This window comes from Ensifer sp. WSM1721, from assembly GCF_000513895.2.
GTDB lineage: Bacteria > Pseudomonadota > Alphaproteobacteria > Rhizobiales > Rhizobiaceae > Sinorhizobium.
Genome location: NZ_CP165782.1, coordinates 1789257 through 1801182, shown reverse-complemented (window position 1 = coordinate 1801182; position 11926 = coordinate 1789257). Strand labels below are relative to the sequence as shown.

Sequence of the window (11926 nt, the reverse complement as noted above, 5' to 3'; positions counted from 1 at the left end):
AACGGCATGGTTACGGCGTACGATGCGGCTTCCGACAGGGTCAAGGTCGGGCCGCGGGGAGCCAAACCCCGCAGGAGGCTTTCCCGCCGTAACATCATCGTCTACGGCACGCTGATCGTCGTCTCTCTCTATTATCTGCTGCCGCTCTACGTGATGATCGTGACGTCGCTCAAGGGCATGCCGGAGATTCGCGTCGGCAATATCTTCGCGCCGCCGCTCGAAATCACCTTCGAGCCCTGGGTGAAAGCCTGGGCCGAAGCCTGCACCGGGCTCAATTGCGACGGGCTGTCGCGCGGCTTCTGGAATTCGGTACGCATCACCGTGCCGTCGGTGATCATCTCGATCGCAGTCGCTTCGGTGAACGGCTATGCACTCGCCAACTGGCGCTTCAAGGGGGCGGACCTGTTCTTCACCATCCTGATCGTCGGTGCCTTCATTCCCTATCAGGTGATGATCTACCCGATCGTGATCGTGCTCAGGGAAATGGGCGTCTACGGCACTCTGACCGGCCTTGTCATCGTGCACACGATCTTCGGAATGCCGATCCTGACTTTGCTCTTCCGCAACTATTTCGCGGGGCTGCCGGAGGAGTTGTTCAAGGCGGCCCGCGTCGACGGTGCCGGGTTCTGGACGATCTATTTCAAGATCATGCTGCCGATGTCGCTGCCGATCTTCGTTGTCGCGATGATCCTGCAGGTCACCGGCATCTGGAACGACTTTCTGTTCGGCGTGGTCTTCACCCGACCGGAATACTACCCGATGACCGTTCAGCTCAACAACATCGTCAATTCGGTCCAGGGCGTGAAGGAATACAACGTCAACATGGCGGCGACGATCCTGACCGGCCTTGTGCCGCTGACCGTCTATTTCGTCTCGGGCCGCCTGTTCGTACGCGGCATCGCAGCCGGCGCAGTGAAAGGATAAGCAAGGATGACCAGTGTATCTGTCAGGGATCTGTCGCTGAATTTCGGCGCCGTCACGGTGCTCGACAAGCTCAACCTCGATATCGATCACGGCGAGTTCCTGGTGCTTCTCGGCTCATCGGGATGCGGCAAATCCACGCTCTTGAATTGCATCGCCGGCCTGCTCGACGTTTCCGACGGGCAGATCTTCATCCATGATCGCAATGTCACCTGGGAGGAGCCGAAGGACCGCGGCATCGGCATGGTGTTCCAGTCCTACGCGCTCTATCCGCAGATGACGGTCGAGAAAAACCTCTCCTTCGGTTTGCAGGTCGCCAAGGTGCCGCAGGCGGAAATCGACAAGCGGGTCAAGCGTGCTGCGGAAATCCTGCAGATCGAGCCGCTCCTCAAGCGCAAGCCGTCGGAGCTCTCCGGTGGGCAGCGCCAGCGCGTGGCGATCGGCCGCGCGCTGGTGCGCGACGTCGATGTCTTCCTGTTCGACGAGCCGCTGTCGAACCTCGATGCCAAGTTGCGCTCGGAACTGCGCGTCGAGATCAAACGGCTGCACCAGTCGCTGAAGAATACGATGATCTATGTCACCCACGACCAGATCGAGGCGCTGACGCTCGCCGATCGCATTGCGGTGATGAAGAGCGGCGTCATCCAGCAGCTTGGCGATCCGATGACGATCTACAACGCGCCGGAGAACCTCTTCGTCGCCGGCTTCATCGGTTCGCCATCGATGAACTTCTTCCGCGGCGAGGTGGAGGCGAGGGAAGGGCGCAACTTCGTCCGCGTCGATGGCGTCGCCTTCGACGTCAGCGCCTATCCCGCGCGCACGAAGCTCCAGCGGGGACAGAAGGTGGTGCTCGGCGTGCGGCCGGAGCACGTGAAGGTCGACGAGCCCGGGGCAGGTGACGCCCACCAGGCGATGGTGGACATCGAAGAGCCGATGGGCGCCGATAACTTGCTCTGGCTGACGCTCGCCGGCCAGTCGATGTCAGTGCGGCTCGCCGGGCAGCGCCGCTATCCGCCGGGCAGCACCGTGCGCCTCTCCTTCGACATGGGTGTCGCTTCGATCTTCGACGCCGCCAGCGAAAAGCGTCTTTGACGATTGCGAAGCGCGAGCCGGGGCGAGGTTGCGGTTCGCATCGATGAAATAGTGCCGGCGGGGACGCCGGGGTGTGATCGGACTATGGAAATGCCTGCCGAAACCTTGAACAGCGACGCCATCCGCATCGATCTTTCCGGCGACTGGCTGCTCGCCTCGGCCGACAACAGCCACGCCTCGACCATCGCGCTGCCGGGCGATGTACACAGCGCGCTTCAGCGGGCCGGCATCATTGCCGATCCCTATCACGGGAGGAACGAGGCGGAGGTCCAATGGGTGGCGCACAAGGAATGGGTGCTCGAGCGCACCGTCGCCATCGATCGAGGCGATCTGGAAGGGCATTGGTACCTCGATTTCGAGAGCATCGATACGATCGCTTCCGTCTTCGTTAATGACCGGCTGGTGCTTAAGGCCGACAATTGCTTCCGCCGTCATCGTCCGGATGTATCGGAGGCACTTGTCGCAGGGGAGAACCGCATCCGCATCGTGCTTCATTCGGCGATCGCCGAAGGGGCGCGGCGACAGGCGGCGCAACCCTTCTACGTGCCTTATCACGAGGGCAATTCGCCGATTGCCAATGGCAACATGCTGCGCAAGCCGCAATGCCATTTCGGCTGGGACTGGAACATCGCCATCGCGCCCCTCGGCGTCTACGGCTCGCTCGCGCTCTGCCGATTGGAGACGGCGCGCATCGAGCACGTCGCGACACGTCAGGTCTGGTTGGAAGACGGCTCGGTCGATCTTCAGGTCACCGTCACGCTCTTTGCCCGCGATCCTGGCATCATCCCCATTCATTTCGAACTCGACGGCGTGCGGGAGCGATTGGATTGCGCGGTCGGCGCCGGCGAAACGCGCGTCATCCACGTCTTCACCGTGCCGGAGCCCAGGCGCTGGTGGCCGGCCGGCAGTGGTGAGCAGGCGCTCTCGATCCTCACTGTGGAGACGCCCGAGGAGAGCGTCACGCGCCAGATCGGCTTCCGCACGATCGAACTCGTCACCGACAAGGACGAGGCGGGCAGCCGTTTCGCTTTCCGGGTCAACGGGCGCGAGATCTTCTGCCGTGGAGCGAACTGGATACCGGCGGACGCCCTAATGTCGCGCGTCACGCCGGAGGCCGTCGAGGATCTGCTTCGTTCGGCGGTCGATGCCAATATGAACATGATCCGCGTCTGGGGCGGCGGGTTCTACGAGCCGGACTGGTTCTACGATCTTTGCGACCGGCTCGGCCTGCTTGTCTGGCAGGACTTCATGTTCGCCTGCAATCTCTATCCCTCGACGCCGGACTTCCTGGAGAATGTCCGGGCGGAAGTGGATTATCAGGTCAAGCGGCTCTCCTCCCATCCGTCGATCGCGCTCTGGTGCGGGGACAACGAGCTCGTCGGTGCGCTCAACTGGTTCGAGGAAAGCCGCAAGGACCGCGACCGCTATCTCGTCTCCTATGACCGTTTGAACCGAACGGTGGAGGCGGCGATGAAGGCGGCCTGCCCGGAAGCGGTCTGGTGGCCATCCAGCCCGTCGGTCGGCCATCTCGATTTCGGGGATGCCTGGCATGCGGACGGCGCCGGCGACATGCACTACTGGTCCGTCTGGCACGAGAACAAGTCCTTCGACAATTACCGCACCGTACGGCCGCGCTTCTGCTCGGAATTCGGCTTCCAGTCCTATACCTCTATGCCGGTCATCAGGCAGTTCGCCGAAGCGCGGGATCTCAACATCGCCTCGCCGGTGATGGAGGCACATCAGAAGAATGCCGGCGGCAACGAGCGGATCGCCGGCACGATGTTCCGCTACTTCCGCTTCCCCAAGGACTTTCCGAGCTTCGTCTATCTGAGCCAAATCCAGCAGGGCCTCGCGATCCGTACCGCCGTCGATTACTGGCGGTCGCTGAAACCCCATTGCATGGGCACGCTCTACTGGCAGCTCAACGACACCTGGCCGGTCGCATCCTGGTCGAGCCTCGATTATGGCGGCCATTGGAAGGCCATGCATTACATGGCGCGCCGCTTCTTCCAGCCGGTCGCCGTAGCGGCCATTCCGTCCGCCGACGGACGGGACATTGCCTTCTCGATGGTGAACGATACGGCCGGGCCGGTGACCGTGGAACTGCAGACTTTCCTCGTCTCGCTCGACGGCGGACGGCAGCCGCTGTTCGCCGCGGCGGGCTCGTGCTCACCGGATCGGGCAGCGACGCTCGTCACGATCGCCGCAACGGACATCCCCGCGCAAGCGCTTCTCTTCTGGTCCTTCGAGGCCTCCAACGGAATGCGCGGCGAGGGACATTATGTTCACGGAACCTATAAGGCGCTCGACCTTTCGCCGTCGGGCCTGGGCATCGAGGCGGCGCCCCGACCAGACGGTTCCTTTGACGTCACCGTAAGCAGCACCGGTCTGGCGCTGCATGTGATGATCGAGGCCGACATAGAGGGGCGCTATTCCGACAACGCCTTCGATCTGACCCTGGGCGAGAAGAAGACCGTTCGCTTCACCCCGAAGGCGCCTTTTGAGGGAGACGCCACGCCGCGCCTCAGCGTCTACGATCTCGAATCCTGTCAGGGAAGGGGCTGAGCGATATGACAAGCCCTCCTGTTCAAGTGCGCGGCTCCCCACCAGCCAATCCCATCCAGTGAATGAGTGGCGGGACAACCGCTTCCGCCCTTCCAGTCTGTTCCCACGAATTCCACGAGGAGAATTTCGATGAAAGACGTCAGCTTCCAGCTTTACAGCGCCCGCAACTTCCCGCCGCTCGCCGAGGTGCTCTCCGCCCTCGGTTCTGCTGGTTACACGCAGGTCGAGGGATACGGCGCGCTCTATGCGGCGCTTACAGATGCGGAGATCGCCGAGTTCAAGGCGGGACTCGATCGCAATGGCCTAGCCATGCCGACCGCCCATTTTGGCCTCGACATGCTGGAAAAAGATCCGGTGCGTGTGCTGCAGATCGCCAACGCGCTCGGCATTCGCGCCATCTACTGCCCTTACCTGATGCCCGACGAGCGCCCGAACGACGCAGTCGGCTGGCGGGCCTTTGGCGCGCGGTTGCAGGCGGCGGGCAAGCCGTTCCGCGACGCCGGGCTCGACTTCGGCTGGCACAATCATGATTTCGAGTTCCATGCGCTCGCCGACGGCTCGGTGCCGCTCGACCATATCTTCGCCGGCGGCCCGGATCTTTCCTGGGAGGCCGACATCGCCTGGATCGTTCGCGGCGGCGCCGATCCCTTCGCCTGGATCTCGAAATATGCGGACCGCATCACCGCCGTCCACGTCAAGGACATCGCGGCCAAGGGCGAAAAGACCGACGAGGACGGCTGGGCCGATGTGGGTGAGGGAACGCTCGACTGGAAGCGGCTTATCGGCGCGCTTTCCACGACTTCGGCGAAATATTTCATCGCCGAGCATGACAATCCGAGCGATTTCCGGCGTTTCGCCAAGCGCTCTCTGGCTTCCATCCAATCCTACTGAGTGACGGATATTTCCATGGCAAAAGAACTTGGCGTCGGCATCCTCGGATGCGGCAATATCTCCACCACCTATTTCAAGCTTGCACCTCTCTTCAAGGGCATCCGGGTCGTTGCATGCGCCGACATCGATCCGGCGGCCGCCGAAGGGCGCGGCGCGGAATTTGACGTCACGGCCCAGAGCATCGAGGCTCTGCTCGCCAACCCGGAAGTGGACATCGTCGTCAATCTGACGATCCCGGAAGCGCATTTCCCCGTTTCGAAGGCGATCCTCGAAGCTGGCAAGCACGTCTATTCCGAAAAGCCACTCGTGCTCTCGCTGGAGCAGGGAGAGGAGTTGAGAGCGATCGCCACAGCCAAGGGGCTGACCGTCGGCTGCGCGCCGGACACCTTCCTCGGCGGCGCGCACCAGCTTGCCAGGGCCTATATCGACGTCGGCAAGATCGGCCGCGTCACCTCCGGCACATGCCATGTCATGAGCCCGGGCATGGAAATGTGGCATCCCAACCCGGACTTCTTCTTCCTGCCCGGCGGCGGGCCGGTGCTCGATCTCGGCCCCTATTACATTGCCAATCTCATCAACCTGATCGGACCGGTCAAACGTGTCGCCGCGCTGTCCTCGATGGCGAGTCCTACGCGTACTATCACTAGCGAGCCGCGCAAGGGCGAGGTGATTCCGGTCAAGACGCCGACCAACATCCATGCGCTGCTCGAATTCCAGAACGGCGCGACCATCACGCTCTCGGCAAGCTGGGACGTCTGGTCTCATCGCCACGCCAACATGGAGCTCTACGGCACCGAGGGATCGCTCTTCGTGCCCGATCCCAACTTCTTCGGCGGCATGGTCGAAGCGAGCGGCCGCGACAGGAACATTCAGCCGCTGGAAATGTGGGAACACCCCTTCGCGGTCGACAATTGGGATCACCCGATGGGACCGATCGCCAATTACCGCACGGCCGGCCTCGCCGACATGGCGGATGCGATCCTCAAGGGCCGCGACGCCCGCTGCTCGCTCGAGCGCGCGCTGCATGGCGTCGACGTGATGGTGTCGATCCTAAAATCGGGCGAGGAGGGTCGCTTCGTGACTCTGTCGACCACGTGTACGCAGCCTGCTGCGCTCGGGATCGAGGAGGCACAGGCGCTTCTGCGTTGAGGGTGGAACAATCCCTCCCCAACCCCTCCCCACAAGGGGGAGGGACTTACCTTGCCGCACTGTTCCGCTTCCGTCTCAACGGGATCAACACACGCAAAGGCTGAAGTTTTGCAGGCGAGTGCCGCGGGCACCAAGCCCCTCCCCCTTGTGGGGAGGGGTTGGGGAGGGGTATTCGTGGGTGGGATATTCAAGCACTCATCCGAAACGAGGAACATGAGCATGGCCTGGCAACCGGCGGAAAACCGATACGAGAAAATGAAATACAACCGCTGCGGCAGGAGCGGTTTGAAGCTGCCGGCGATCTCGCTCGGGCTCTGGCACAATTTCGGAGGCGATACGCCGCATGAGCGTAAGGTGGCCATGTGCCGCACGGCCTTCGACCTCGGCATCACTCACTTCGATCTCGCCAATAATTATGGTCCGCCGCCCGGTTCGGCGGAAATCGCCTTCGGCGAGATCCTACGCACGGACTTTGCAGGCCTGCGCGACGAGCTGATCATCTCGTCGAAAGCCGGCTATGACATGTGGCCTGGCCCTTATGGCGAATGGGGCAGCCGCAAATACCTCATCGCGTCCTGCGACCAGAGCCTGAAGCGCATGGGGCTCGACTATGTCGATATCTTCTATTCCCACCGCTTCGATCCGGACACGCCGCTCGAGGAGACCTGCGGCGCGCTTGACCACATCGTGCGCTCGGGCCGCGCACTTTATGTCGGGATATCCTCGTACAATTCGCAGCGTACCCGCGAGGCGGCGGCCATCCTCAAGGATCTCGGCACGCCTTGCCTCATCCATCAGCCGAGCTATTCCATGCTCAACCGCTGGATCGAGGACGATGGTCTCGTCGACACGCTCGATGATCTCGGTATCGGCTCGATCGTCTTCTCGCCGCTCGCGCAAGGCATGCTGACGGGGAAGTATCTTGGCGGCATCCCTCAGGACAGCCGGGCCGCGTTGAACCACTTCCTCAAGAAGGACTTCATTCGCCCGGAGATCATCGAAAACATCCGCAAGTTGAACGGCGTCGCGGAACGGCGCAGTCAGACGCTTGCGCAGATGGCGCTTGCCTGGGTGCTGCGCGGCGGGCGTATCACCTCCGCGCTGATCGGCGCCAGCCGCTCCGAGCAGATTATCGACTGCGTCAAGGCGCTGGAGAACGACGCTTTCACGGCCGAGGAACTGGCCGAGATCGATCTTTACGCGCGCGAGGCCGATATCAATCTCTGGGCCAGGTCGGCCGAGCGCTGAATTGGCGGAATGCTTTGATTTGCCTCGATTTTGAGCAACTTGAGGCTGCTTCCTGCTCCTCGGACAACAGTCGAAGAGAGCGCCGGAAAACGGCCGCTGGACATGCATTGGTGAATATGTATGGTGCGGTGTGCCGTCCTTTTCACAGCGTGCCTTCACGGTCCTGTGCGGCCGGCAAGAACGAGGAAAAAGACCTTCCGGCGCCCCTCGGCGGGTGCGGACAGGTGCAATGGGCGGTAGCGCGGACAAGCTGCGCTGGACCGTATGGCGGGAAATAGGGAGGAATCATGGATCGCCGTTCATTCATTAAACACGCGAGCATCGGCGGCCTCGGTGCGGCTGCTGCGTCGGCGCTTGCCGCGCCGGCGATTGCGCAGAGCAATCCGAAGGTAACCTGGCGTCTGACGTCATCGTTCCCGAAGTCGCTCGACACGATCTACGGCGGCGCGGAAGTCCTGTCGAAATACGTCTCCGAGGCGACCGACGGCAATTTCCAGATTCAGGTCTTCGCGGCCGGGGAAATCGTACCCGGTTTGCAAGCCGCCGACGCGGCTGCAGCCGGAACGGTGGAGGCCTGCCACACCGTTGCCTACTACTACTGGGGCAAGGATCCGACCTGGGCGCTTGGTGCCGCCGTGCCCTTCGCGCTTAACGCACGTGGCATGAACGCCTGGCACTACCATGGCGGCGGCATCGACATGTTCAACGAGTTCCTCGGCGGGCACGGCCTGGTCGGCTTCCCGGGCGGCAACACCGGCGTGCAGATGGGCGGCTGGTTCCGCAAGGAGATCAAGACCGTCGCTGACATGCAGGGCCTGAAGATGCGCATCGGCGGTTTCGCCGGAAGAGTGGTCGAGAAGCTTGGTGTCGTGCCGCAGCAGATTGCCGGCGGCGATATCTATCCTGCCCTCGAAAAGGGCACGATCGACGCGGCCGAGTGGGTCGGCCCCTATGACGACGAGAAGCTCGGCTTCTACAAGGTCGCGCCGTACTACTACTATCCCGGCTGGTGGGAAGGCGGTCCGACTGTGCATGCCATGTTCAACAAGGCAGCTTTCGACGACCTGCCGAAGGCTTACCAGTCGCTGCTGCGCACCGCCTGCCAGGCGACCGACGCCAACATGCTGCAGAAGTACGACTATCTCAACCCGTCTGCGATCAAGCGGCTCGTGGCGGCCGGCGCGAAGCTCAGCCCGTTCAGCCCCGAGATCCTGTCGGCCTGCTTCGACAAGGCGAACGAAGTCTACGCCGAGATGGAAGCTGCGAACCCGACCTTCAAGAAGATCTGGGACTCAATCAAGGCATTCCGCGCCGAGTATTACCTCAACGCGCAGATTGCCGAGTACAACTACGACACGTTCATGATGATCCAGCAGCGCAACGGCAAGGTCTGAGCTGCATTCATCGCAAAAGAATACCCCGGAGCGCCGCTCCGGGGTTTTCTTTGTGCGCCAGGGAAGAAAAGGGCCGGTATCGCGACCGGCCCTTTTGCCGTCATTTGAACGATGGTGGCACGCTAAGGTCGGGTGCGGGGTTGTTCTGCTGAGGAGCGTTCTGCTGTCCCGGCTGCTGCTCCAAGGGATTGCCGCCTGGAAGCTGCAGCCCGCCGGGAAGGCCGAGGCCTCCGCCATTGTCCGGCAGCGTCAGTCCGCCGCCTCCGGTGCCGAAGCCGGGCACTTCGATCTTGATCGTGGACGGGTCGACGGCGGTGCCGCTTCCCTTGTAGTGCATGACCATCTGCGGGAAGAGGATCGTCAACGCCACCATCAGGATCTGGATGCCGACGAAAGGCACGGCGCCCCAATAGATCTGTCCGGTCGTCACCGGTTGCGTCATCTTGCCGGTGACCTTGTCGAGGTACGGCACCCTGGCAGCGACGGAGCGCAGGTAGAAGAGCGCGAAGCCGAAGGGCGGGTGCATGAAGCTCGTCTGCATGTTGATGCCGAGCAGCACGCCGAACCAGATCAGATCGATCCCGAGCTTATCGGCCGCCGGTGCGAGCAGCGGTACGATGATGAAGGCGAGCTCGAAGAAGTCGAGGAAGAACGCCAGCAGGAAGACGAGCACGTTGACGGCGATCAGGAAGCCGACCTCGCCGCCGGGCAATCCGACCAACAGGTGCTCGACCCAGAGGTGCCCGTTGACCCCGTAGAAGGTCAGCGAGAAGACGCGCGCGCCGATCAGGATGAACAGCACGAAGGCGGAGAGGCGCGTGGTCGCGGCGAGCGCAGCCCGCACCACCTCCATGTTGAGCCGCCCCTTGGCCGCCGCCATGATCAGAGCGCCGACGGCACCCATAGCCCCGCCTTCCGTCGGCGTCGCGATGCCGAGGAAGATTGTGCCGAGCACGAGGAAGATCAGCGCCAGCGGCGGGATCAAGACGATGATGACCTGCTGTGCCAGGCGCGACAATGCGTTGATCTTCAGGGCCCTGTCGATGAGAGCGACCACATAGATGAACGCGGTACCGACGGTTGCCCCGAGGATGTCGGCGTTCTCGCCCTGCGTCGGCGCAAGATAGACATGGGCCGCGTAGGCGATGCCGGCGGCGACGGCGAGTGCGATGATGAGCGATGTCACGCCCGACCCGAGTGTGCGCGCTTCGAGCGGCAGTGCCGGCATGGAATCGCGCTTCAGGAAGGTCATGAGCAGGATGTAGCCCATGTAGAGGCCCGTCAGCACGAGGCCCGGGATCAGCGCACCCGCATACATGTCGCCGACGGAGCGGCCGAGCTGGTCGGCGAGCACGATCAGCACCAGCGACGGTGGGATGATCTGGGCCAGCGTGCCGGAAGCGGCAATAACGCCCGAGGCGATGCGCCGGTCATAGCCGTAGCGCAGCATGATCGGCAGCGAGATGAGGCCCATCGCGATGACCGAGGCAGCAACGACCCCGGTGGTTGCCGCAAGCAGCGCACCGACGAAGATCACGGCATAGGCGAGGCCGCCGCGGACCGGGCCGAAGAGCTGGCCAATCGTGTCGAGAAGGTCCTCCGCCATGCCCGAGCGTTCGAGCACGATCCCCATGAAAGTGAAGAACGGGATGGCGAGGAGCGTGTCGTTCGACATCACCCCCCAGAACCGCTCCGGCAATGCGTTCAGCAGCGGCCAGGAGAGATTGATCGAGTCGGAAAGCGGCGCAAGCTCGACGCCGATGATGAAGAACAAAAGACCGTTGGCGGCAAGTGAGAATGCAACGGGATAACCCAGCAGCAGGAACACGACCAACGATGCGAACATGATCGGTGCCATGTTGTCGGCGACGAATTCGATCACGGGCGTACCTCCGGAGCAATCGTTTCATCGAGCGGCGCGTGGGTCGGCACGTAGGGGGTGGGATCGTCCATGTTCCCCGTCATGATGGCGATCTTCTTGATAATCTCCGAAACACCCTGCAGTGCGAGAAGGATGAAGCCGATCAGCAGAATGGCCTTCGCCGGCCAGATGATGAGCCCGCCGGCGCTGGAGGACACCTCGCCCGAAACATAGGACATCCGCACGTAGGGCACGAGGTAATAGAGCATCAGCAGCACGAAGGGCATCAGGAAGAAGACGTGCCCGAAAAGGTCGATCCAATGCTGCACGCGGCGCGAAAACATCCCGTAGACGATATCGATGCGGATGTGCTCGTTTTGGCTCAGCGTATAGGCGGCAGCGAACATGAAGGCGGCGCCGAAGAGATACCATTGCGCCTCGAGCCAGGCATTCGACGAGATGTTGAACGCTTTTCTGATGACGGCATTACCGGCGCTGACGAGCACGGCGACAAGAATGAGCCAAGAGACGGCCTTGCCGATTTTCTCGGTGACGGCGTCTATCAATCGGCTGAAGCCGAGTAACGGTTTCATCGGATACCTCCCCGCAATGGCTGTTTTTGGTGTTCTGCCAAGCACAGTCAGAGTGCCGATTTCAAGTCTCCTTTCAAGCCTGCGCTGCCATTTTTCTGTTTGGCAACGAACCGCTATACGAAAGTATCATATCGGCCGGCCAAGAATGCCCAAAGCTTAGGCGCAAGTGGTGGGATCCGCCGTCATTGCTTTTCAACGCGCGGTCGTCGGCA

The 11926-nt window shown here is 62.3% G+C and carries 9 protein-coding genes; 7 read left to right on the top strand and 2 right to left on the bottom strand.

Going from position 1 to position 11926, the window contains the following annotated elements; translation table 11 throughout:
* Window positions 1–6: 6 nt before the first annotated feature.
* From M728_RS08820 to M728_RS08790, 7 genes are all read left to right on the top strand, one after another.
* On the top strand, window positions 7–924 hold the full coding sequence (locus tag M728_RS08820) for a carbohydrate ABC transporter permease (protein ID WP_034884004.1): 918 nt from the start codon (window positions 7–9) through the stop codon (window positions 922–924).
* Window positions 925–930: 6 nt separating this feature from the next.
* On the top strand, window positions 931–2013 hold the full coding sequence (locus tag M728_RS08815; protein ID WP_026621744.1) for an ABC transporter ATP-binding protein: 1083 nt from the start codon (window positions 931–933) through the stop codon (window positions 2011–2013).
* Window positions 2014–2103: 90 nt separating this feature from the next.
* Window positions 2104–4578, top strand: a complete 2475-nt coding sequence (locus M728_RS08810; protein ID WP_026621743.1) for a glycoside hydrolase family 2 protein — start codon at window positions 2104–2106, stop codon at window positions 4576–4578.
* A 129-nt stretch (window positions 4579–4707) separates the two neighbouring features.
* Window positions 4708–5469, top strand: coding sequence for a sugar phosphate isomerase/epimerase (locus tag M728_RS08805; protein WP_026621742.1), 762 nt, complete (start codon window positions 4708–4710; stop codon window positions 5467–5469).
* Window positions 5470–5484: 15 nt separating this feature from the next.
* Window positions 5485–6618: a Gfo/Idh/MocA family protein gene (locus M728_RS08800; protein ID WP_026621741.1), complete on the top strand. Its 1134-nt coding sequence runs from the start codon at window positions 5485–5487 to the stop codon at window positions 6616–6618.
* 219 nt (window positions 6619–6837) lie between these two features.
* A complete protein-coding gene (gene mgrA / locus M728_RS08795) occupies window positions 6838–7866 on the top strand; it encodes an L-glyceraldehyde 3-phosphate reductase (RefSeq protein WP_026621740.1) in 1029 nt (342 codons plus the stop codon).
* 287 nt (window positions 7867–8153) lie between these two features.
* Window positions 8154–9260: a TRAP transporter substrate-binding protein gene (locus M728_RS08790; protein ID WP_026621739.1), complete on the top strand. Its 1107-nt coding sequence runs from the start codon at window positions 8154–8156 to the stop codon at window positions 9258–9260.
* Window positions 9261–9360: 100 nt separating this feature from the next.
* On the opposite strand, the gene M728_RS08785 is transcribed toward M728_RS08790, so the two are convergent.
* Window positions 9361–11142 (bottom strand): TRAP transporter large permease subunit, encoded by a 1782-nt coding sequence (locus tag M728_RS08785; protein WP_026621738.1) that lies wholly within the window; start codon window positions 11140–11142, stop codon window positions 9361–9363.
* Window positions 11139–11714, bottom strand: coding sequence for a TRAP transporter small permease subunit (locus tag M728_RS08780; protein WP_026621737.1), 576 nt, complete (start codon window positions 11712–11714; stop codon window positions 11139–11141). The genes M728_RS08785 and M728_RS08780 overlap by 4 nt, the downstream gene beginning before the upstream one ends.
* Between the last annotated feature and the right edge of the window lie 212 nt (window positions 11715–11926).

What these genes read in the sequence shown, in the direction of transcription:
- M728_RS08820 (WP_034884004.1), top strand. Translation starts at nt 7, where the DNA reads ATGGTTACGGCGTACGATGCGGCTTCCGACAGGGTCAAGGTCGGGCCG.
- M728_RS08815 (WP_026621744.1), top strand. Translation starts at nt 931, where the DNA reads ATGACCAGTGTATCTGTCAGGGATCTGTCGCTGAATTTCGGCGCCGTC.
- M728_RS08810 (WP_026621743.1), top strand. Translation starts at nt 2,104, where the DNA reads ATGCCTGCCGAAACCTTGAACAGCGACGCCATCCGCATCGATCTTTCC.
- M728_RS08805 (WP_026621742.1), top strand. Translation starts at nt 4,708, where the DNA reads ATGAAAGACGTCAGCTTCCAGCTTTACAGCGCCCGCAACTTCCCGCCG.
- M728_RS08800 (WP_026621741.1), top strand. Translation starts at nt 5,485, where the DNA reads ATGGCAAAAGAACTTGGCGTCGGCATCCTCGGATGCGGCAATATCTCC.
- mgrA (WP_026621740.1), top strand. Translation starts at nt 6,838, where the DNA reads ATGGCCTGGCAACCGGCGGAAAACCGATACGAGAAAATGAAATACAAC.
- M728_RS08790 (WP_026621739.1), top strand. Translation starts at nt 8,154, where the DNA reads ATGGATCGCCGTTCATTCATTAAACACGCGAGCATCGGCGGCCTCGGT.
- M728_RS08780 (WP_026621737.1), bottom strand. Translation starts at nt 11,714, where the DNA reads ATGAAACCGTTACTCGGCTTCAGCCGATTGATAGACGCCGTCACCGAG.